Source organism: Tolumonas osonensis (assembly GCF_014202415.1).
Classification (GTDB): Bacteria; Pseudomonadota; Gammaproteobacteria; order Enterobacterales; family Aeromonadaceae; genus Tolumonas; species Tolumonas osonensis.
The window spans coordinates 304,746-324,450 of sequence record NZ_JACHGR010000004.1 but is presented as its reverse complement, the minus strand read 5'-3'; the positions used below and the strand labels follow the sequence as shown (position 1 = coordinate 324,450).

22 protein-coding genes are annotated in these 19,705 nt (G+C 64.3%); 2 read left to right on the top strand and 20 right to left on the bottom strand.

What is annotated here, in order from left to right:
• Window positions 1-242 precede the first annotated feature (242 nt).
• The 8 genes from HNR75_RS07690 to HNR75_RS07655 all read right to left on the bottom strand — a co-directional run bounded on the left by HNR75_RS07690 (window position 243) and on the right by HNR75_RS07655 (window position 7,697).
• Window positions 243-1,055 carry a GTPase gene (locus tag HNR75_RS07690; RefSeq protein ID WP_188026388.1) on the bottom strand — a complete coding sequence of 271 codons (813 nt, stop codon included), beginning with the start codon at window positions 1,053-1,055 and terminating at the stop codon, window positions 243-245.
• Between the two features lie 287 nt (window positions 1,056-1,342).
• Complete coding sequence (locus HNR75_RS07685; RefSeq protein ID WP_003108989.1) at window positions 1,343-1,621, bottom strand: hypothetical protein; 279 nt, start codon at window positions 1,619-1,621, stop codon at window positions 1,343-1,345.
• 96 nt (window positions 1,622-1,717) lie between these two features.
• Window positions 1,718-2,455, bottom strand: coding sequence for a DUF5983 family protein (locus HNR75_RS07680; RefSeq protein ID WP_003098947.1), 738 nt, complete (start codon window positions 2,453-2,455; stop codon window positions 1,718-1,720).
• Window positions 2,456-2,668: 213 nt separating this feature from the next.
• On the bottom strand, window positions 2,669-3,061 hold the full coding sequence (locus HNR75_RS07675; RefSeq protein ID WP_003098949.1) for a hypothetical protein: 393 nt from the start codon (window positions 3,059-3,061) through the stop codon (window positions 2,669-2,671).
• Window positions 3,062-3,082: 21 nt separating this feature from the next.
• Window positions 3,083-3,295: a hypothetical protein gene (locus HNR75_RS07670; RefSeq protein WP_003116833.1), complete on the bottom strand. Its 213-nt coding sequence runs from the start codon at window positions 3,293-3,295 to the stop codon at window positions 3,083-3,085.
• A gap of 337 nt (window positions 3,296-3,632) precedes the next feature.
• A complete protein-coding gene (locus tag HNR75_RS07665; RefSeq protein ID WP_003108988.1) occupies window positions 3,633-3,944 on the bottom strand; it encodes a hypothetical protein in 312 nt (103 codons plus the stop codon).
• 336 nt (window positions 3,945-4,280) lie between these two features.
• Window positions 4,281-4,781, bottom strand: coding sequence for a signal peptidase II (gene lspA / locus HNR75_RS07660; protein WP_003098955.1), 501 nt, complete (start codon window positions 4,779-4,781; stop codon window positions 4,281-4,283).
• A gap of 3 nt (window positions 4,782-4,784) precedes the next feature.
• Window positions 4,785-7,697 (bottom strand): heavy metal translocating P-type ATPase, encoded by a 2,913-nt coding sequence (locus tag HNR75_RS07655; RefSeq protein WP_003098961.1) that lies wholly within the window; start codon window positions 7,695-7,697, stop codon window positions 4,785-4,787.
• 91 nt (window positions 7,698-7,788) lie between these two features.
• On the opposite strand from HNR75_RS07655, the gene cadR reads away from it, so the two are divergent.
• Window positions 7,789-8,187: a Cd(II)/Pb(II)-responsive transcriptional regulator gene (gene cadR, locus HNR75_RS07650; protein ID WP_003098965.1), complete on the top strand. Its 399-nt coding sequence runs from the start codon at window positions 7,789-7,791 to the stop codon at window positions 8,185-8,187.
• Between the two features lie 67 nt (window positions 8,188-8,254).
• Here cadR and HNR75_RS15655 read toward each other — a convergent pair whose 3' ends face one another.
• Together HNR75_RS15655 and HNR75_RS15460 are read right to left on the bottom strand one after the other, a co-directional pair.
• Window positions 8,255-8,617: a DUF3703 domain-containing protein gene (locus tag HNR75_RS15655; protein WP_223157813.1), complete on the bottom strand. Its 363-nt coding sequence runs from the start codon at window positions 8,615-8,617 to the stop codon at window positions 8,255-8,257.
• 24 nt (window positions 8,618-8,641) lie between these two features.
• On the bottom strand, window positions 8,642-8,878 hold the full coding sequence (locus HNR75_RS15460) for a sterol desaturase family protein (protein ID WP_003098970.1): 237 nt from the start codon (window positions 8,876-8,878) through the stop codon (window positions 8,642-8,644).
• A gap of 384 nt (window positions 8,879-9,262) precedes the next feature.
• On the opposite strand from HNR75_RS15460, the gene HNR75_RS07640 reads away from it, so the two are divergent.
• Window positions 9,263-9,898: a cation efflux transmembrane domain-containing protein gene (locus HNR75_RS07640; protein WP_003098972.1), complete on the top strand. Its 636-nt coding sequence runs from the start codon at window positions 9,263-9,265 to the stop codon at window positions 9,896-9,898.
• A 723-nt stretch (window positions 9,899-10,621) separates the two neighbouring features.
• Here HNR75_RS07640 and HNR75_RS07635 read toward each other — a convergent pair.
• The 10 genes from HNR75_RS07635 to HNR75_RS07590 all read right to left on the bottom strand — a co-directional run bounded on the left by HNR75_RS07635 (window position 10,622) and on the right by HNR75_RS07590 (window position 19,695).
• Window positions 10,622-12,652 carry a DNA topoisomerase III gene (locus tag HNR75_RS07635; protein ID WP_066699202.1) on the bottom strand — a complete coding sequence of 677 codons (2,031 nt, stop codon included), beginning with the start codon at window positions 12,650-12,652 and terminating at the stop codon, window positions 10,622-10,624.
• Between the two features lie 278 nt (window positions 12,653-12,930).
• Window positions 12,931-13,371: a single-stranded DNA-binding protein gene (locus tag HNR75_RS07630; protein ID WP_066699204.1), complete on the bottom strand. Its 441-nt coding sequence runs from the start codon at window positions 13,369-13,371 to the stop codon at window positions 12,931-12,933.
• A gap of 73 nt (window positions 13,372-13,444) precedes the next feature.
• Window positions 13,445-13,972, bottom strand: coding sequence for a DUF3158 family protein (locus HNR75_RS07625; protein ID WP_066699205.1), 528 nt, complete (start codon window positions 13,970-13,972; stop codon window positions 13,445-13,447).
• Window positions 13,969-14,757 carry a PFL_4669 family integrating conjugative element protein gene (locus tag HNR75_RS07620; protein ID WP_013391786.1) on the bottom strand — a complete coding sequence of 263 codons (789 nt, stop codon included), beginning with the start codon at window positions 14,755-14,757 and terminating at the stop codon, window positions 13,969-13,971. Before HNR75_RS07620 ends, HNR75_RS07625 begins: the two co-directional genes overlap by 4 nt.
• A 120-nt stretch (window positions 14,758-14,877) precedes the next feature.
• Window positions 14,878-15,018, bottom strand: a complete 141-nt coding sequence (locus tag HNR75_RS07615) for a hypothetical protein (protein WP_188026387.1) — start codon at window positions 15,016-15,018, stop codon at window positions 14,878-14,880.
• Between the two features lie 70 nt (window positions 15,019-15,088).
• Window positions 15,089-16,339 (bottom strand): STY4528 family pathogenicity island replication protein, encoded by a 1,251-nt coding sequence (locus HNR75_RS07610; RefSeq protein ID WP_013391785.1) that lies wholly within the window; start codon window positions 16,337-16,339, stop codon window positions 15,089-15,091.
• A gap of 3 nt (window positions 16,340-16,342) precedes the next feature.
• Window positions 16,343-16,903, bottom strand: coding sequence for a DUF2857 domain-containing protein (locus tag HNR75_RS07605; RefSeq protein ID WP_013391784.1), 561 nt, complete (start codon window positions 16,901-16,903; stop codon window positions 16,343-16,345).
• A gap of 15 nt (window positions 16,904-16,918) precedes the next feature.
• Window positions 16,919-18,583, bottom strand: coding sequence for a ParB family protein (locus tag HNR75_RS07600; RefSeq protein WP_013391783.1), 1,665 nt, complete (start codon window positions 18,581-18,583; stop codon window positions 16,919-16,921).
• Window positions 18,576-18,836: a hypothetical protein gene (locus HNR75_RS07595; RefSeq protein ID WP_013391782.1), complete on the bottom strand. Its 261-nt coding sequence runs from the start codon at window positions 18,834-18,836 to the stop codon at window positions 18,576-18,578. Before HNR75_RS07595 ends, HNR75_RS07600 begins: the two co-directional genes overlap by 8 nt.
• Window positions 18,820-19,695: a ParA family protein gene (locus HNR75_RS07590; RefSeq protein ID WP_013391781.1), complete on the bottom strand. Its 876-nt coding sequence runs from the start codon at window positions 19,693-19,695 to the stop codon at window positions 18,820-18,822. Before HNR75_RS07590 ends, HNR75_RS07595 begins: the two co-directional genes overlap by 17 nt.
• Between the last annotated feature and the right edge of the window lie 10 nt (window positions 19,696-19,705).

Sequence of the window (19,705 nt, the reverse complement as noted above, 5' to 3'; positions counted from 1 at the left end):
TCCCCACGCTCGGCGAGGAAGTACACGCCCTGGTCCTTGACCAGGACGATGCGGCACTGATTGGCGATGGCTTCGGTCAGCACGGGGCGCAGGTCGGCGCCTTTGAATCGCAGTGACATGGATGAAATCTCCTGTGTAAAAAAAGAGAAAGGCCCTCCACCCGATGGGATGAAGGGCCTGTAGGGCACGCGGCAGGAATGGCTGGAACGCCGTGGCGGGTGCCTCGGGTCAGCCGAGGGGCGTCATGCCGGGACGGCTTGGCGCTTACGGGCCGCCTTCGCGTCGAGGATGCTCACGTCGATCTGGCGCCAACGTCCGTCGTCGATGAGTCGCTCCAGCACTTCGCCGAGCATGTCGAAATACACCTCGTCATGCCGATCGACCAATTCGCCGTCGCGATGCAGCTCCACCACGTAGGTGTCGCCGCCTCGGTCGTACAGCACCGTCACCCGGCCCTCGAACTTCGCGGTCGAGACCGTGAAGCTGATCGCCGGAGGCGTCTCGATGATCTTGGACGGCGTCGGATCGACCCAGGTGAAATCCCGGGCACCCGCATCGACCAGCATGTGGGTGATGCGCCGGAAGCCATCGGGCGCCGGCATTTCCTCCAACTGCTGGATGAGCTGACCCAGCTCCATGCACTGCGGCTCGGGAATGGGCAGCTTGGCCGGCGCGGAGCCGAGGATGTGCGTCTTGACGGTGTAGGGAATGCCGTCGGACGTCATCTCGGTGCGCTCTTCCGGCGTGTCCGCCCGCAGCCCATCGAAACGGCGCCGTGCGTAGGGTTGGACATGCACCTTGGCGCCTTCGTCGGGGACGGTGGTCACCAGCTTGGAATCGAGCACAGCGAACTCGCTCGGCTTGAGCTTGACGACGATGGCATCGTCGGTGATGGCGACTACCTTCCCGTCGAAGGGCTGGGGGTCGACGGCGAAGCCCAATGTCGAAGATTGCGGCTGATCGTCGAACACGCGGTACTTGAACGACCGCACGTTGCGGGGCACGTGGCCTGCGACTAGCGAAGGCATCATGGATTTGATGAGGGAACGGTCCATGGGAATCTCCTTGAGGAAGAAACAAGGGATTCCCCGCCCGCAAGGGAGAGGTCCCTTGTGGGTGGTGTGGATGGACGCGGTACGTCCGTGGAAAACATCGACCAGCACGGCTTCCCGTGCTTGCAGCCTTGAAGGTCTTGGCTGCCTGGGCATGTGTCGGCAACGCCGACGAACATGGGGCAAGAATGGCCCGGGAGTAAGCGGCCCGCTTGCAGGAAACGGCACCCCATCGCACCCGCTTTCCAGCGCTGCGGGCGAGAAAAAGCCCCTCGAAAGGGGCTTGGGGGTCAGGCTTCGTACACGAAGTAGTGTTCTCGCTGACGCGGGAAGAACACGTGCTTCCACGTGTCGCCGCTTGTGTTGCCACCGTCGAATACGACCATTTCGTAGTCGTCAATGTCGGTGTCCACCAGATCGGCGCTGTCGATATGGCGCATGTGCAGCGTACCGCTCATGCGCTCGAACACCAGGATCTGGCCGATGGCGTCGTCCTGGCTCATGGCGTTGACGCAGGCTCCAAGCTGATTCTCGAAGTCGGGCGTGGGCAAGATGAGATCGGGGAACATGAGATTGCTCCTATGGAATTGAACCAGCCCGGCTCCTGGTGGGAGGCGGGCTGGCATATGGGGGATAAAGGGGAAGGCTTGCGCGTCGCGTGTCTGCTAGGTCTCGGCCAGTGGCAAGCCCAGTAGCGCGGGTGCGTCGGCATCGAGGATGAGGATGCGCACATCTGCCTGGCCGGCCAGTTCAAGGATGTTCGCCAGGTCGTCAGGCATGCCCTTGTCGCGGTGCTCCTGTCGAAGCTGCTCAGCACTGATGCCCTCGGCATATTCCAGGTTCTTGTCTGTCCAGGGCGTGGAGATCAGCTTGACGCCAATCGCCGGGCTGTACGGAACCCGAAAGGCGATGAACAGAAAAGCCTCCGGCGTGGCGAGGTCTGCCAGGTTGGCGAGGTACTGGCCGGTTTCCTGGCAGATGTGCGCGCTGCTGACTTCCCAGCACCGGCTGTAATAGCCGGTCTCGAAACTCAACCGCTGCACCACGTCTCGCGCGGCTTCGGCCGAATAGGTATCACCGACATGGACCGGGCGGCCGTCGAGGTCGTCGCCATGGATGGCATAGACCACGGCGCCCACCACGCCTTCGCCGTTGATGCCTTCAACAGCATCACATTCAGCAATCAGCTCGTCGCTGATGGCGTCAGTGCCGCTTTTGATCAACGCGAAGTCGCTGGTGACGATGCAAGGCGATGAGATCAGGTCGTTGTCGGAAAGATGCGCTTGGCTCGTGTGGATGGATCGCCAGACATGCGGGCTTCCGTCCCCGTAGCAGATGCACAGCGTTCGGACGACTCTCAGATTCCAGTAGCCGCGTACAAAGGGATTGGGATTCTGGGTCATGGAATTTCTCCAGATTGAATAATGGAGCCAATTCCCGCCACCGGGAATTGAACCCCGGTGGGTTGAAAGTGGAAAAAGCGTCAGGCGGCACTGATCGAGGGCTTTGGGCCAATCGGCGCAGGCTGACGGAAGAAAAATCGAGGGACATGGCCGCGTGGACGCATGTCCCTCATGGGCAGTGAACAAAAAGACGGTGGTATGCCGCAGACCGGCTCACCAACCGCTGTAGTTCACCAACAGATCGGCGATGACCTTGCGGCGTTGCAGATCGAGACCATCGAAGTCCGACAGTCCTTGGAAGTGGCAGCGCTTGAGCATGGCACCGCCCTCGCGCGCGTTGTAGAAGCTGAACATGGCGGACAGGAACATGCGTTCCCCGCTGCTCAGGACGCCGAGTGCGTCGTTGGCACGCAGCATGTCGGGACGCAGATCCCACTTGCTCTTTGCCTGGTTCAGGCCTTCGCGCGTGCCGTCGCCAAACCATTGCGGGCCTGCGATCTCGACGCCGCGCTTCCAGACCTCGAAGAAGGCTTGGGGCGCGGCGGCGAAATGCTGCTCTTCCCGCATGATCTGATCGACGACTTCCTGGGGCAAAAGCTGGTTCATGACGTGGTTCCTCCAGTTGGATCAGGGTGTGGCGAGCTGGGACCAGCCGCCTCTTTCGAGGGCACGTTGAGCCGCGGCATAGCTGCGGAAGTACTGGCAGGATTCCCGCGAAACGGGACCTTCTGTATCGCGCGTGCCGATGTAGTGGCCGGCGGCGCTATGCAGGATTTCGAGCGGCAGGAACTTGCCGCAATGGATCAAGGCCAACTGGCCGAAAGAGGCTTGCTGGGACATGGACGGGCTCCTTGGAAAAAGCGGGGCCTCGTCCCTCACGGGATGGCAGCTCCCGCACGCGGTTGAGAAAAAAGCATCGGCGTCACGGGTGACGCGCGTCCGCAGACTCGATGCGATGGCGGACTGGCGGGTAGCGCGGAAAGAATCCGCGGCAGCCTGGAAACTCTGGCTGCTGGCATGGTGCTGACGAATCAGCGACACATGCGGGCAGCTTCATGCGCGAGGCGAGCCGCGTCAGCCGGAAATCGGCATTTGCAACAGCCCCGATTGGCGAACGCGGAAAAAAGAAAGCCCCGCAATAAGTGCGGGGCTGTCAGGAGGATGAGGCGAAACTGGGTCAGCGAGGCCTGTCGCCCAGTACATGCTGCTTCCACAGGGCGAATGCCTCGTCCGGTCCCAGCTCTGCGAGGATGACGATGGGCTGGCCCCGACGGGCACGCAGCGATGCGAAATACGCTGGCCGGTCGGCGATGGCGTTGAGCTTGATGCCCTTTAGGAACAGCAACTGGCGGGGGCGAACTTTGGTGGTAACGCAGGCATGATTGCGCTTGTTTGGGGCAAAAGGGCCAGCGAAGCGGGCGGACACGGCCAGAAAACCGCGACGAACTACTTGTACTTGCCAGGCGAGGCGAACGGGTGACATCAGCATATCGCTATGCGGTAAAGAAGACCGTCCTAAAGCTTGCAGGATCCCGGCATAGCTTCATCATCACCTCTCCGTGACGGCTCATTGGAACGAAAAAGGCCAGCATCGCCGTGATGGACTTTCATAATTGCCAGGTCAACTGGCTTGCGTGCTGTTTATTCACAGCAAGGCATTGCGACGTCGTTGCAGCAATCGCCGCCATCGCAACAGGGCGTTGCAGCAAAAGCGGCGGTGGGCGCTAGCATGAGGGCCAAGCCGCGGCCGCTCATGCTGGGGGCCGTTCTCTTCAGATTGGTGTCCTGCACCGTGTGCATTGCGAATTTCCGGATCGTCCCAATGTCACTGGGACTCCTTTGTGGCGGCCGGATTCTCCACGCTCATGAACGACTGGGCCACCAGCGCGATCGCCCCGCCCACGATGGCCATGTCAGCGATGTTGAAGGCGGGCCAGTGCCAGCCGTGCAGGTGAAAGTCGATGTAGTCGATAACGTGCCCGCGCGTGGCGCGGTCGAACGCGTTGCCCAATGCGCCGCCCAGAATGAGGCTGTACGAAAGGCCTTCCGTTTTGCGCAGCGGCCGGGAGAGCAGCCATGCGAGCCATGCCGATATTGCGAACGCGATCGCCAGAAAAAACCACCGCTGCCAGCCGCCCGCGCCAGCAAGGAAGCTGAACGCCGCGCCGGGATTGAGAGCGTGAACTAGGTTGAAGAATGACGCCACCTCGTGCGACCAACCCAAGGGAGTTGTCGCGTCAATGTAGCTCTTAGCTGCCTGATCGCCGGCGAATATAACGATCGCGAGTGAGTACCACTGCGTCTTGCGAAGAGATGGTTCATCCATTGTTCATGCCGCCTTGAACTTCAGGAGGCGCAGCCCATTGACGACAACCAAAAGACTTGCCCCCATGTCAGCGAACACAGCCATCCACATGGTGGCATGCCCTGTGAACGTCAACGCAAGGAACACCGCCTTGATGCCAAGGGCCAGAACGATGTTCTGCGTGAGGATCGCCGCAGTGCTACGCGACAGCCGGATGAAGGCGGGGATCTTGCGCAGGTCGTCGTCCATCAGGGCGACGTCGGCTGTTTCGATCGCGGTGTCGGTGCCGGCCGCGCCCATGGCGAAGCCGATGTCGGCACGGGCGAGCGCGGGCGAATCGTTGATGCCGTCGCCCACCATGCCCACCTGGCCCTCGCCGCCGACCAGGCTTTCGATGGTCTTGAGCTTGTCTTCGGGCAGTTGGTCACCACGGGCTTCAGAGATTCCGACCTGGGCAGCGATGGCCGCGGCCGTGTGCTGGTTGTCCCCCGTCAGCATCAGCGTGCGCACACCCAGCGCCTGCAGGTCGGCCACCGCCTCACGGCTGGTTTCCTTCACGGTGTCGGCCACTGCAAAAATGCCGAGCACGGTCGCATCGTCCATCAGCAGGATCGCTGTCTTGCCTTGGCGCTCCAGGGTCTCCAGCCGAGCCTGGAGCGTCGCTTCGCTCAGGCCCAGCTCCTGGGCGAGCCTGTGGTTGCCCATGTGCAACATGCGCCCGGCGACGCGGCCGCGCACGCCGCGGCCAGGCAGCGCCGCGAAGTCGTCGACCTCGTGCAGCGCGATGCCGTCACGGTTCGCCTTGCGGGCGATGGCCTGAGACACAGGATGGTCCGAGCGTGCCGCGAGGCTTGCGGCCCAGGCGGCAACTTCCTGCGCCTCGCCGATCAGCGGCACGAAGTCGGTCTGCTCGGGCTTGCCATGTGTGAGTGTGCCGGTCTTGTCCAGGGCCAACGCCTTGAGCTTGCGCCCGCCCTCCAGGTAGACGCCACCCTTGATCAGGATGCCGCGTCGGGCGGCAGCGGCCAAGCCGCTGACGATGGTGACCGGCGTGGAGATGACCAGAGCGCAGGGGCAGGCGATCACCAGCAGTACCAGGGCCTTGTAGACCCAGTCAAACCATGCGCCGCCGAAGGCGAGCGGCGGCACGACGGCAACCAGCACGGACACCGCGAACACCGCCGGCGTGTAGACGCGGGCGAACTGGTCGACGAAGCGCTGCGTGGGCGCACGGCTGCCCTGCGCGGACTCCACGGCATGGATGATGCGCGCGAGCGTCGAGTCGCTGGCGCCTGCGGTCACCTTGTATTCGAAAGAGCCGGTCTCATTGATGGTTCCGGCGAAGACCTGGTCACCTTCGGCCTTCTCGACGGGCAGGCTCTCGCCGGTGATGGGCGCCTGGTTGATGGCCGATCGACCCGAGGTGATCAGGCCGTCCAGTGCGATGCGCTCGCCAGGACGCACGCGGACCACCGCGCCCTTTGCGACCTCCTTGGCCGGCAGCTCTGTCCATGAGCCATCGGCCTGCCGCACGGTCGCGGTCTCGGGCGCCAAGTCCATCAGCCCCCGAATGGCGTTGCGGGCGCGGTCCAGCGACTTCGCCTCGATCACTTCCGCCAACGCGAACAGGAACATGACCATGGCGGCCTCCGGCCAGTGGCCGATCGCCATGCCGCCGGTGACCGCGATGGCCATCAGGGCGTTCATGTTCAGGTTGAGGTTCTTCAGCGCGATCCAGCCCTTCTTGTAGGTGCTGAGGCCGCCGGTGAAGATCGAAACCAGTGCCAGCACGATCACGGCCCAATGATTGCCGTCGTTGACCCAGTACACGCCTTCGGCGGCCACCGCCGCAACGCCCGAAACCGCCATCGGCCACCAATTGGTCTTGTGCGCGGCCACCGGGGCATCGCGCGGCTCATCAGTCCTCTGGACCTCGGCTTCCATGCCCAGCGATTCGATGGCTTCGACTGCCGGCTTGATCGCGTCGGGTGTGTGCCGAACCGTGAGCGTGCGCTGCATCAGGTTGAAATCCATTCCCTGCACGCCCGGCATGCCTTGCAGCTTGCCGCGGATCAGACTTTCCTCGGTCGGACAGTCCATCTTCGCGATGCGAAGTACCGTGGTGGCTGTCTGCATGTCCTGCCGCGCAGCCTGCATTCCAATGGAAGCAAGCGCCTTCTCGATCGGCGCTGAGGTCGCCAGCGTGTGCTGGACTCCCAGCACACGCTGCATCAGATTGAAGTCGAGCGCGGTCACACCCGGCAGCTTGCCCAGCCGGTCGCGGATCAGCGCTTCTTCCGTCGGGCAATCCATGTTCTCGATCCGGTACGTCACCCGCTCGCCGATCGGCGGCGCGGAAACGGCAGCGGTTGGTTGCTGCTGCAGGGCCGAGGATGGGATCACAGCCGCGGCTTCGATCGGCCCCGTGTGGCCGAAGGTCTGCTCCTTGGCGCGCATGCCGATCGAGGCCAGGACCTGCTCCATCTGCGCGCGTGCCTGAGCGAGGTGTTTCACCGACAGGGTGCGCTCAGCGAGGTCGAAGTCGAGGTCCTGAATTCCCTCGACTGCCCCGAGGTGCGAGCGGATGAGTTTCTCCTCGCTCGGGCAGTCCATGTTCTCGATGCGGTAGGTGGTCGACACGGCGGCGTCTCGGACAGCCTGAGCCTTCATGCCCACCGAATTCAGCGCTTGCTCCAAGGCATCGGCCGAGACTTCGCGGTGCGAAATGGTCAACAAACGCTGCGGAAGATCGAACAGGAGCCGCTCGACACCGGGCATGCCCTCCAGCGTTCGCCGCACCAGTGCTTCCTCATTGCGGCAATCCATGTTGCTCACGTGGAAAACGGTGGTTTCAGTGCTGGCCTGCTCACTGGCGCACGCCGTCTGTTGGCCATTGCCGCCGGAGCAGGCGCATGGGCTGGAAGGTTCTTTGTTCATAGATCGCTCTTCATTGACAAGGTTTTCCCCGGATGCCATCATTAGAAAACCTCTAGTAGATATAGAGTCAAGTTTTTTATAGGAAGCAACCATGATGCGGATCGGTGAACTGGGCAAGAAGGCAGATTGCTTGGTGCAGACCGTGCGCTTTTACGAGTCAGAAGGCTTGCTGCCCGAGCCTGCACGTAGCGAGGGCAACTTCAGGCTCTATGACGAAGTCCATTTGCAGCGCTTGCTGTTCATCCGCCGCTGCCGGGCGAAGGACATGACGCTGGATGAGATCCGTCAACTGCTGAACTTACGGGATCGGCCAGAGTTGGGCTGCGGCGAGGTGAACGCGCTGGTCGACGCTCATATCGCGCAAGTGCGGACCAAGATGAAGGAATTGCGCGCCTTGGAGCGCGAGTTAATGGATCTGCGACGCTCCTGCGATAGCGCCCGAACCTCGCGCGAGTGCGGCATTCTCAACAGCTTGGCCGAGCCCGCCTGAAGCTCGAGCGTGTCATCGGTGCTGGAAGTGATCGGGTCCAGTTCTGAGAGCCACGTGCCGCGCTCCATCATGCGAAAGCGCGCGGTTCTGACGTTTTGAGACGGCGTGCGACCGAGGGCGTGGCCCACAGGAGCCAGCGCGAGCCGGACGACCTGCGCGCCGCAATCTCCGCCACCTTACGGGTTCTCCAGGCCAGACCGAGCATCGCGGCGTGGCTGCGCAGGTGCAGGTGCAGGCCAAGGTAGCAGTGCGCCACGACGCGGCCCGACTCATGGGCACGCCACGCAACTCGCGATCGCTCCGCAAGAAGCCGCAAGGCCCGACTCGCGCAAGAATGCGACGTGGGCAAGATCGTATAGCCAGCAGCGCAAGCGTTTGCCGCTGCTGGCCGGCTCCGGAAGGGATAGACAAGCTGCGGGCCGTAGTCCATTGGAAAGTCCATCTTTCTTGAGTGTCACTCTTTGGCGCCCAGCGTGTGCTTTTGCGACCGGAAAGCGCTGAACAAGTGGCCCCCGGGCATCCAGAAATCGCCGTAGTTGACTTGGGCGTCTTCGTGCTCACGCTTGTGATGCCAGCGATGGGCTTCAGCCACCCCGATCAACAATCCCAACGGCCCGACCCGGTATCCCAGATTGGAGTGCTGGAAGGCCAGATGCACGACCAAGAAGCCGAGCCATGCGCCGACGGCCAACCACAGCTTGGAACGCCGCTACTGGCTCAACGGGGAGTGGAAAGGCCGCCCGCCCTCTAGCAAGGCGGCACAAGCGAGCGCGACGATCACTGTGAGTAGCTCCGTCGGAAAAGACGGCCGGCCGGTCGCGAGCTCGCCGAAGAGCACAACCGCAGTGGCGCCACGGATCAGTGGATAGCAGCCATACCGGATGACAGTCGCAATGAAGGGGGCGCATTGGTGCTCATCTGTTCTGTCCTAAAGCTCTGACTGGATTGGAAAACCTTCTAGCTACGGTAGAGTCAAGGGCGTCCGGGAAGACCCTGTGGCAAGTTCGTTGCATCTGCGCCTTGACTCTCCAGCCGCTACAGGCTTCAGCATCCATCGATTTGGAAGGAACAATGCATGGCTGAAAACCACAGAAATCACGAAAACGACGAGTTGGGCCGCCTAGATGCGAGCGATGCGAAGGACCGAAAGATTCTTCTGACTGTGTTGCTGATCAACCTGACGCAGTCCGCCGCCGGCATTGCCCTTGGCATCTGGGCTGGCTCTACGGCGCTGATGGGCGCCGGGTTGGACAACCTCGCCGATGCGTCGGTCTATGCGGTTAGCCTGTATGCCGTCGGTCGTGCGGCAACGGTCAAGGTGGGCGCGGCCCGCTTGTCGGGTTTCTTGCTAATCGGCCTGGCCGCGCTGCTGCTGTTGGAAGTCCTACGCCGCTTCGCTGGAGGGGAAGAGCCTGTCGGCCCAGCCATGATGGCCATGGCCGCGCTGAACGCGGCTTTGAACCTAGTGTGCCTCAGACTACTGCGCCGCCATCGCGGGGAAGATGTGAACTTCAAGGCGTCAGCGATCTTTACCAGCAACGACTCCATCGTCAATGGTGCGATTGTGCTGTCCGGGGTGCTGGTGATGGGGTTCGGGTCGAACATCCCGGATCTGGTGCTGGGCGTCATCGTGGCCGCAATCGCAGCGAATGGGGGGCGGGAAATCCTGCGCGAAGCATCGGAAACAGCTCGCCGTAAGGCGGGCACATAAGGCATGTTTTCGCCCAGTTCATCCCGAGGTTTACCTCTGCAAAAGAGGTAGTCCAGCCTTTGGGCTACGGCCTCGGCTGCAGCCGAGCGTACCATTGGCGATGGCCGCGCGATAGGCGGGCATGCCGTTCTCGACCTCCGTCTGCCGTACAGCAGCGGTGCGCAAGGTTGAGGGTGCATGTCGTCTCTCCTGTTCGTGTGGCCCAGGCCAATGGCCGGGCCGGGACGTTGATGGGCAGGAGAATGGCGCCGAAGGCCCAACGGCCTTCGGCTCGGGAGAAAAGAGGAACCACCCGTGGGCTGATTGGCAGGCCCGGTCGTCGCTAGAACCGTCTGCTCATCAAGCAATCACACCCGGCCCATGTCGTGGCTGGGGCCGGCATCGTCTGGCGCACATCCGCGCACAAAGGGAGCCCGTTTTTGCACCGGCGGGCACCGGCACCGATTACCGCTGACCACGAAGGGTCTCCCGGTGGCTCGTGCAGCCTGGCAAGCCACCGGGAGACCCTTCGCAGAGGGCGGAAGAAACGCAGATCAACAGAACGCGCGTGGTGCGGCTCGCAGAGAAGCTACCTTCAGGTCCCGCGGCCGGGGACGGCTGGGCGGGACGCGCACACGGATCAAGAAGGCGTTGCGCGCTGGGCGTCCCGCAGGGCATGCGGCGGAGTGCGGGACAGGGGCCACGCCGCCGAAGGCGGGCACGGCTCACGGGGAACGGGGGCGGTCAGGAGCCTTTGCGGCCGCTACGGCGCGGGCGCGAGGCGCCGCGCTTGGAGCTGCCGGATTCGACTGGCAGCGTGCCTTTGCAGTCCGGGTAGCGGCTGCACGACCAGAACGGGCCGCTCTTGCCGCTGCGCTGGCGCGTGGGTGCGCCGCACTGCGGGCATGCCGGCCCTTGGGGAACCTTGATGGACAGGGAGGCGCTGCCGTACTGCGCAATCAACTGCGAAATCCACGCGGCCTGCTTGCCGATGAACACGTCCAGGGTGAGCTGTCCGGCCTCGATCATGTCGAGCGCCTGTTCCCAGACGGCGGTGGTGCCAGGGTCGGCAATCGCCGCAGGCACGGCATCGATCAAAGTGAAAGCCGCATCCGAGGCGCGGATGGCGCGCCCCTTCTTCACGAGGTAGCCGCGAGCGATCAGGCCGCCGATGATGTTGGCCCGCGTCGCTTCGGTGCCGATGCCAACCGTATCCTTGAGCTTCTGCTTCAGGCGGGGATCGGACACCAGCTTGGCGACGCCTTTCATGGACTTGACCAACTCGCCTTGCGTGTACGGTTTGGGCGGCAGCGTCTTGAGTGCCTTGAGATCGACGTCGGCCACCTGGCATGCCAGGCCCTCATACAGTTTCGGCAGCGCGGGCAGCACCTGGGCGCGGACCGCAGTATCGCCCTCGCCATCACCGTCTTCGGCCTGCGGCTCGGCGAGCACCTGGCGCCAACCCGGGATGACAACCTGCTTGCCCGTGGCCGCCAGGTTCTGCCCCCCGCACGAAAACTTGGCCACAGTGCGGTCGAACTCGTGGTGAGGGAGGAACTGCGCCAGGTAATGCGACCGGATGAGCCTGTACACGGCCAGTTCCTTCTCGCTCATGGCGGAGAGCTTCGCCGGTTCGAGCGTCGGGATGATGCCGTGGTGCGCCGTGACCTTGCCATCGTTCCAGGCGCGCGAGCGCTGCGAGCGGTCGAGCTGGCCCATGATCGAGCGCAGCGAGGGATCGGTCTTGAGCAGGCTGTCGAGAACGGTGGGCACTTCGGCAAACATGCTCTCGGGCAGGTAGCCGGAGTCCGAGCGGGGGTACGTCGTGGCCTTGTGCGTCTCGTACAGGGCTTGGGCAATCTCCAAGGTTTCCTGCACGTCCAGCCCAAGCTGCTTGGAACACACTTCCTGCAAGGTGCCCAGGTCGAACGGCAGCGGCGGGCCTTCGCGGACACGCTCAGTCTCCACCGACACGACGTGGGCACTGCCCGCAGCGCGGATCTGCTGCATGGTCTGCTGTGCGACCGGCTGCCGCAGGCAGCGGCCTGCGTCGTCGGTGCACGCATCGGGTGGAACCCATTGCGCGGCGAAAGTCGAACCGCCTGCGAACAGGGACACGGCGATGGCCCAGTATGGTACGGACACGAAGCGCGCGATCTCGCGGTCGCGGTCCACAACGAGCTTGAGCGTCGGGGTCTGTACGCGGCCGACCGACAGCACGCCACCATAGCCCGCCTGCCGCCCCAGCACCGTGAACAGCCGGCTGAGGTTCATGCCCACGAGCCAGTCCGCACGGGAGCGCGCCAGTGCCGAGTGGTACATCGGCAGCGTCTCGGCGGAAGGCCGCAGCTTGCCGAGGGCGGCGCGGATCGACGCATCGTTGAGCGCCGACAGCCACAGGCGTTCGATGGGGCCGCGGTAGCCGCAAAGCTCCACGATCTCGCGGGCGATCAATTCGCCCTCGCGGTCGGCATCGGTGGCGATAACCAGGTGAGTCGCCTTCGCCAGGAGCGCCTTGACGACCTTGAATTGCGTGGCGGTCTTCGGTTTGACCTCGACCCGCCAATGCTGGGGAATGATGGGCAACTGCTCGATGGACCAGCGCTTGAGCTGCTCGTCGTAGGCTTCGGGCGCTGCCGCCTCTACGAGATGGCCGATGCACCACGTGACCGTGATGCCGGAACCGTTGAGGCAGCCTTCACCGCGTTGCGTGGCGCCGAGAATCCGGCCGATGTCTTTGCCCTGGGAGGGCTTCTCGCACAAGAACAGCCGCATGTCCGTCCATTCCGATTCCCGTGGTTCATGAGTTGCTGGGATCGAGGATGCCGAGCGCCACTGAGGGCAGCAGCAAACAAGCCGCATGCGGTGGCGACCGCTTTACGAGATGAAATGGCGTGTGCAGGGAGGGCGCATGGCCATAAGTGTGCGGGCCGGGAGCCGCGATTTCCGGGAGCGCGTGGAACTCGGTGGACGTTGGTGGAGCTATCCCCTGGGGATAGCTCGCAGCGCATGGAGGGCGGCGAAGCACTGCGGCAGCCGCCCTCCATGTTGGGTCACTTCCTGCGCTTCGCTTCCTTCGGTGCAGCCGGTTCCTGGTTGGCCTGGGGCTTCGGCTCTGCCTCCTGTGGCTTCGGGCTGAGGGCCACGGACTCGATGCGGTACGGCAGGATGCCGACACTGCGCGCGTTGACCTGCCAAGTCTCACGCGGCTGATCTTCGTTGTCCGTCCAGGGGTCGCGCTCCATGCGGCCGACGACCAGCACGCGCATGCCCTTCTGGTAGAGGTTCTGCCAGCGGTCGGCATCGTGGTGCCAGAGTTCCACCGGCGCCCAGAAGCCGCCGCGGTCCTCGAACTCTCCGCCTTTGGTGGGGACGGGGTTGTCGAAGTACACGTTCAGCCGGAGCAACCGGCGAGGATCGTCATTGCCGTTGGGGAATTCGCGGTACTCGGGAGGCGAGCCGATGTTGCCCTCGCCGATGAATTGTGTGCTCATGGTGCAATCTCCGTGGTGGTTGAAATACCCGTGCCTCGTTGGGCACGGGTGCGTGCTCGGATGGCAGGCGCAATCACCGATCGCGCACTGCGGCAGGAACGGACGCGAGCCGGCGCAGGTAGGCGTTGTCCGCCTGCGCGGCCTTGCTGGCGCATTCCTGTGCTTGCCTGCCCAGGGTGTGCAGCAGGCTGATCTGCATGTTCAGCGTGATGCGCTGCAGTTCGATCGCGTGCAGGTCGTGCAGCAGGTTGACCGGCGTGCTGGTGCTCGCCATCAGCGCCTGCCACAGGGCCACGCCCATGGCCGATCGATCGTGCTTGCGCCAGCGAAGAAAGGTCGTGCCTGCGCCAGTGGTCTGCTGGGCCAGCTCGACGGGAAGCAGGTGGAAGGGATGCCCGCACGCCTGTGGCAGCACCTGTCGCTGCGCCAGGGCAATCAACTCGTCGCGCATGGCGAAGCACTGGCTGGCCCAGGCCTCGAAGTCTCCTTTACCTTTAAAAGGCTTTAAAAGGCCTTTTAGAGAGGCCGCGTGTTCCAGCCGCATGAAGGCTGGCTGTTCCAGACGACGGAAGTAGCGCGGTTCGCGGTTCGGGTCGCTCATGCCTGTTCGTCCTCGCCGGCGGCTGTGGACCTGGCCTCGGCCGAATCGGCGGCAGCGCCTTCGTCGCTGGGAGGTGCGGCTGCGGCAGCGCTATCACCGCGCTGTTGCAGCCCGCGGCGTGCGATGGGCGGCGCAAACTTCGAGCGGCGCATGCCTTCGAGCACGTCCTGCGGCAGTTCGCCGAACTTCTCCAATGCTGCCCGAGCTGCGGCGTTCTTGGCCGCGAAGTCGTCGCGGGTGCAGCCCGAGTAGCGGTATTGCTGCGCCAGGCTGAACAGGCTGCGCAGCGCGTGGGCACCTTCATTGAGCCAGCGCTCCAATGTCGAGCGATCGATCAGCGCGGTGTGATGGGCGAGGATCAGCTTGCGGGCGATGTCGTCGTAGTCGGCCAGCAGATAGACGGCGGCAAAGCCGAGCTGCGCGTTCACGAACAAGGGGAGCTTCACCGGCTGCACGTTGAGGTTCTCGCCCAGGCTCAACGCCGCAGGCACGCCGGCCAGTGCCTGGTCAACCTGCCCGCGCAGCGATTGCAACGTGGCCTTGGTCTGGTCGAGCTTCTCCTCGATGCGCAACATCCACCAGTCGCTGTACGGATCGTCCTGCTCCGAGCCGCGCTTCATCTTGTTCATCACGGCGATGTAGCCGTTCAGGCCGACGATGCCGGGTCGCCCCTCGGCGGCGGCGCGGCCATGCCAGATGCGCGAGGCGTGGTGGGTGTGAAGCGTCAGCGACATCGCGCTGCGCAATGAGCCGAGATTGAGTTGCAGAGGTTCGTTGGTTGCCATGGTGTCCGCTCGCTTGGGGAAAGGAGCGGTCAGGATCGGCACGCAGCGGAAGGCAGTCAGTCAACAAACCGAAATGAACCAGTCCCCGGTTGTCGTGGCAGTGGCGGCCCGTATCGCGAGCTATCCCCAGGGGATAGCTCCATCAACCGCCATGGAGCGTTGCTCGCGCAGATGGTGCGGGCTGCTCATGAAACCGACGCCATTACGGCCCCGTGGACGGATGTACCAGGCCGCGCCGGTCGGCGTTACAGCTTGTAGCACATCTATCCCCTGGGGATAGCTCTACTGACGGCCATGGACGTCTGCTTCACGCCCTTGTCGCTCATCGCGCTCAGCTACTGCGCAGAAGGTCGCGCAGCCGGCTGATGTGCTGCCGGGCCACCTCGGGCGGAACCACATTGCGCGGTGGTTCAGGCGGTGCATCTCGTGCAGTGGCAGGTGGCGATGCTGACCCAGTTTGTTTGGCCCATGCGTTGAACTCGCCACGGATGGCGCGCTGGATGATGCCAAACAGGTAGCCTGCCGGGTTGCGGATGGTGCTGCCGCGACAGCGATCCGCCCATTCGTCCAGTACGGCCTGGCGTAGCGGGGCATCGACCTGCTGCAATGCCACCATGGCTCCGGCCTGCTGCTCTTCCTTCAAGCCGAGGAAGCGATCAGGCAGACGAACTCCCGGCATCGCGCGCACCTGCCCACGCTCACGCGCGGTAGTACGTACTTCATTAATACGACTACTACGTACAGTACGGTCCTGCTTCGGATTCCGAAGAGTGCCATCTGACGCGGGTTTCGGCCCTGCTTCGGAATCCGAAGAGGGGTCATCAGAATTCCGAAGAAGGCTCGGCGCCCCTTCTTCGGAATCGTGAACCGTGTCCTCCTGTGGATAACTCTCCTGCGCCCCAATGCCCTGGCTTGCGAGGCGTTCGGCAAGGACCTGCAGCCGCGAGGGCAGCATGCGGCCAGACAGCAACGGGTCTTCGGCGATCTCCTTGAGCGTGTGCAAGCCCACGACCTGAACGGCCCTGGCCGAATGGCCCAGGGCTTGGCTGACGAGCTGCAAGTAGTCCGGGTCGAGCTGCATCGCCTCGAACGGGGTCAGGGGCTCATCATGCAGGACGTAGAGGTTGCCGAGGATGCGCCCGGTCTTGGGGTCGCGCCTGCGACGCACGAGACTCAACCAGCGCGTCAGGCGCAACAGCGTCAGCGCCCGTGCCACGGTCTCGTGGGAGGCTTGTCCGGCGCAAGGCATTGACGCGAGCCACGGGCGAAGTTGCTCATACGTCGGAAACGCCGTGACGCCATCCTCGTTGAGCATCATCCGGAAGACTTGCCAGGCATTGCGTTCCAGCGGCGTCAGGCGTCGGTCCAGGAACAGCCGTCGCGGCACGCTCTCGTGCCGATTGCCACTGAACAGGAAACCGTCGCCGGTTGCAGACACAGGAGCCGTCGCGGATGCGGGAGCCGGCTCGGGCGCGGGCGGGTGAGGTTTCGGTGCAAGGTCTTTCAGCGCGCTGTCGAACAGATCAGCGAGGGCGACCGGGCCTTGGCGTGGTGCTCGTGGTGCAGCGTCGTCCACGGCCATGATTCAACCCAACCCCTGATCGATCCAGTTCTTGATCGCAGCCCAGACCACCGACAGCGGCAGTTCCATGCCTTCGGCGAGATCCATTGCCGCATCAAGAACCGAGGTCTCATCCTCCTGCTCGACAGTCCTGCTGCTGGTCACGGCCTTCCAGCGCCGCCACAGCTCGGTGTCCTGCTCCTCGTCCAGAACCGGATGGCGCCCCTTGCGTTTGGGCAGGCCGAGAACTTCACGCCGTAGCGCGACTTCCTGGTGCGTCAGTCCGTAGAAGCGGCTCACCATTTCGGTGCTGGCGCCCAGGCGCAGCATGCGATCGACGGTGGCGATCTCCTTCTCCACGTCCTGCGCCTGTTTGAGCAATCGCCGGAGCACTTCCCGGTTCACCGAGACAGAGCACCACGAGACGTTGGCATTGGCCAGCACGCTGATCAGCGCCGGATGCTTGAGCGCATCCAGTTCTTCCTCACCGAATCCCATCGCCTTGCAGCGGCGCAGTTGCCCGTTGCGCAGATCGTAGAGCGCCTGCGCGATGACGGCCTGGTTGAGTGGGTTCGGTGCGGACATGCTGGTCTCCCTCGCTCAGGTCCCAGAGCCGACAGCGCCGGCTTCCAGATCCAGCAGGCGCCGGGCCAGCCGCAGCAGCCGAAACAGCTTGACCAGCGTGTTGTCGCTCAATCGCCGGGCCCCGTCGTCATGACGTTGGCCCTGGCCATGCAACAGCGCTGGCAGGTCGGTGACGAAGTGCCCGACGTCCAAGCCGACGTCGGCCGGCTGCTGACCGGCCAGGGAAACCAGCAGCGCGAGCACGGCACGTGCGAGCGGCGACGAAACCTGGGCCGGGGCACGACACGCGAACCCGATGCCGTCAGAACGATCCTCGACACATGCGTCCAGGTCGGCCTCGCCCGCGATCTCGCGCGCGAACTGCGCGATGTGGATGCGCAGGCGGTCGGGTGTGTCGAGGCCAGGGTCGATATGCCAGATGTCCGAGATGGGATAGAGGCCCCCGGCCTGCACGGGAATCGACTGCAATACGTTGGCCGAGAAGTCGGGCGGCAGCACATCGCCCAACTGGTCGGCGACCATGCGCTGGATGGACTGGAGACGTTCCGTCGTGGGTGCCGGAGAGATGATGTGCTCGTCAAGCAGACCGCCAGCCGCTGCCGCAGGGCTGGCCGCGGATGCCTCGCTCGGGGCCGCATCGTCCTCGGGCCTCGTCGGCGCGGCCGCAGGGTGGCCTGCAGAAGGTGCTGCTGTAGCGGGGGATGGTGCTGGTTCGATCGGCGCCCGCGCAATGGCCCCAGGCTCAGGCAATGTCGGCGGCGCCGATGGCGGGGTTGGGTCGCTGACCAGGGCGCGGTGGCGGCTCTCGGATTCGGTCAGGTCCAGGGCGAGCACGTCGTAGTCGATGCCCAGCAGCTCGGACATCTGACCGATCAACTCGTCCTGCACACGCTGCGGCGAAAACTCGTCGGCCTGGATATCGAACTGCGACAGCACTTCTTGGAAGAAACTGTCGAAGTCCAGCGGCAGGGAGCGGCCCTTGGCATACTGCTCCCACGTGCGCTCACTGGCCTTGCGCATGACCGACAGCCGCTCGACCTGGTGGCGACCGAGGCCACCATAGAGCACGGTTGGGATCGCCGGCAGCAGGTAGCGCACCGCATCGGCCATGCGGCTGATGTGCGACTGCTGCACGGGGAAGCCGTCGGCGCCCAAGCGACGGGCCAGCTCGGACTGGCTCAAGGTCGTGCTGCTTTCCGCTTCATAGAACTCGCGCGCCTTCTCGACGCCCAAGGCGCGCTCGATGAACGTGAGGCCGCCGCGCAGTTCGTTCTCGGCGAGATGCCCAGTCAGGGCGACGATCTCCCCGCGCGCAGGCCAGGGCCGGAACAGGCACGATATGCGGAAAAAGCGCTCGTCCTTGGTCTCCGCCCAGAGTTCACGCAGGATCGCCAGCCTGGTGTTGCCGCCGTTGCGGATGATGTAGTGCGCCTCGCCAGGACGGCGTGTGATGGCGGGCGCCGCATCCAGGCCGCGCTCGCGGATGGAGGCCTTGATTTCATCGTAGGCCGAGTTGCGCTTTTTGCGGGGGTCGTGGTCGTAGGGCCGCAACTGGTCCAGCGTCACGACCATCGGTGTGTCGGCGATCGGGTCGCTCAAGGCCGTGGCCGATGGCCCACCGCGCTCGAACCCGGCAGCAAGCAGCTTGCCGGCCATGTCCTGGGAGGTCATCTCAGCCATGGCCGCATCCCTCGGCGTTGGCGGGCCGGGCCATGCGGGCCTCGCGCTCGGCTCGGCGAATCTGCGCACGGGCGTTGAGGTCTGCCCGGTAATCGCTCGCGGTCGAGCTGGTGTAGATGGCGGCGCAGCCGGTCTTGGTGAATTTGAGGTGTCCACCCCGGGTGCGTTTGACGTGCCAGCCTTCGCTCACCGCAAACTCGATCAGAGCGCGCAGCCGCTTGTGGCCACGGGCAAGCTCATGTGCGTTCGCCATGGGGCCTCCCGGTTTCAAAAGAACGTGGAGGACGGCCGGACACGAGGGCGAATCTGTCTTGCCACTGAGGGAACAATTCGCCAGCAAGCGCGCGCATGGTGTCGAGCGCGGCGGGCGCAACTCTGCCTGGTGGCTGTCGATACTCGACGCGATGCACCGGCAGGCCGCGGGTCGCAGCGCGCGGATAGGCTTCGATGGCCGGCACGTCGGTGCCCAGCACGCGGATGCCGGCATGGTCCTGGAACAGGTCGCGCAGCGCCTGCTGGATCATCCGTGCATTCGCGGACACGGGGTGGACGCGATTGATGAGCAGGTCCAGCGGTGGCGGTTCGATGCCGAGGTGCCGGTACGGCGCGATGTCCTCCAGCAATTGCATGGTGCCGCGCCGCAGTTCGCGGGCCGCGAGGATTTCCGGGGTCACGGGCGATAGCGCCAGGCCGGAGGCGAGTACCGCCATCTCCAGCAGCACCGAGCGCGCGCCCTGGGTGTCGATCAGCACCAGGTCATAGAGCGGCGCCAGCGCCGGCAGCAGGTGCCGCAGTCTCAGGCGTCCGTCTGGCGCGTGCAGTAGCAACGTGTTCAGTTCACCCCGGTGATCGTTCGAGAGCACCAGGTCCAGGCCCGCGACGATGGTGCGGGACACGAGCTGGTCGACGGCGCGCTCGTTGAATGCCAGCAGCTCGTAGATGCCGCCGGGCGCACGGTGGGCAAGCTCGTAGTAAGAGGACAAGGTGGGTTGCACGTCGAGATCGAGCAGCAGCACGCGCAGCCCCGCGTCCGCGGCGAGCCCGCCGAGGTTGGCGGCCGTCGTCGTCTTGCCGACGCCACCTTTCGTTGAAATGATGGATACGACCTGCATGGCGCTCTCC

Coding starts and splice junctions, on each gene's coding strand:
- HNR75_RS07690 (WP_188026388.1), bottom strand. CDS start 1,055: ATGGACCGTTCCCTCATCAAATCCATGATGCCTTCGCTAGTCGCAGGC.
- HNR75_RS07685 (WP_003108989.1), bottom strand. CDS start 1,621: ATGTTCCCCGATCTCATCTTGCCCACGCCCGACTTCGAGAATCAGCTT.
- HNR75_RS07680 (WP_003098947.1), bottom strand. CDS start 2,455: ATGACCCAGAATCCCAATCCCTTTGTACGCGGCTACTGGAATCTGAGA.
- HNR75_RS07675 (WP_003098949.1), bottom strand. CDS start 3,061: ATGAACCAGCTTTTGCCCCAGGAAGTCGTCGATCAGATCATGCGGGAA.
- HNR75_RS07670 (WP_003116833.1), bottom strand. CDS start 3,295: ATGTCCCAGCAAGCCTCTTTCGGCCAGTTGGCCTTGATCCATTGCGGC.
- HNR75_RS07665 (WP_003108988.1), bottom strand. CDS start 3,944: ATGCTGATGTCACCCGTTCGCCTCGCCTGGCAAGTACAAGTAGTTCGT.
- lspA (WP_003098955.1), bottom strand. CDS start 4,781: ATGGATGAACCATCTCTTCGCAAGACGCAGTGGTACTCACTCGCGATC.
- HNR75_RS07655 (WP_003098961.1), bottom strand. CDS start 7,697: ATGAACAAAGAACCTTCCAGCCCATGCGCCTGCTCCGGCGGCAATGGC.
- cadR (WP_003098965.1), top strand. CDS start 7,789: ATGATGCGGATCGGTGAACTGGGCAAGAAGGCAGATTGCTTGGTGCAG.
- HNR75_RS15655 (WP_223157813.1), bottom strand. CDS start 8,617: ATGGACTACGGCCCGCAGCTTGTCTATCCCTTCCGGAGCCGGCCAGCA.
- HNR75_RS07640 (WP_003098972.1), top strand. CDS start 9,263: ATGGCTGAAAACCACAGAAATCACGAAAACGACGAGTTGGGCCGCCTA.
- HNR75_RS07635 (WP_066699202.1), bottom strand. CDS start 12,652: ATGCGGCTGTTCTTGTGCGAGAAGCCCTCCCAGGGCAAAGACATCGGC.
- HNR75_RS07630 (WP_066699204.1), bottom strand. CDS start 13,371: ATGAGCACACAATTCATCGGCGAGGGCAACATCGGCTCGCCTCCCGAG.
- HNR75_RS07625 (WP_066699205.1), bottom strand. CDS start 13,972: ATGAGCGACCCGAACCGCGAACCGCGCTACTTCCGTCGTCTGGAACAG.
- HNR75_RS07620 (WP_013391786.1), bottom strand. CDS start 14,757: ATGGCAACCAACGAACCTCTGCAACTCAATCTCGGCTCATTGCGCAGC.
- HNR75_RS07610 (WP_013391785.1), bottom strand. CDS start 16,339: ATGGCCGTGGACGACGCTGCACCACGAGCACCACGCCAAGGCCCGGTC.
- HNR75_RS07605 (WP_013391784.1), bottom strand. CDS start 16,903: ATGTCCGCACCGAACCCACTCAACCAGGCCGTCATCGCGCAGGCGCTC.
- HNR75_RS07600 (WP_013391783.1), bottom strand. CDS start 18,583: ATGGCTGAGATGACCTCCCAGGACATGGCCGGCAAGCTGCTTGCTGCC.
- HNR75_RS07595 (WP_013391782.1), bottom strand. CDS start 18,836: ATGGCGAACGCACATGAGCTTGCCCGTGGCCACAAGCGGCTGCGCGCT.
- HNR75_RS07590 (WP_013391781.1), bottom strand. CDS start 19,695: ATGCAGGTCGTATCCATCATTTCAACGAAAGGTGGCGTCGGCAAGACG.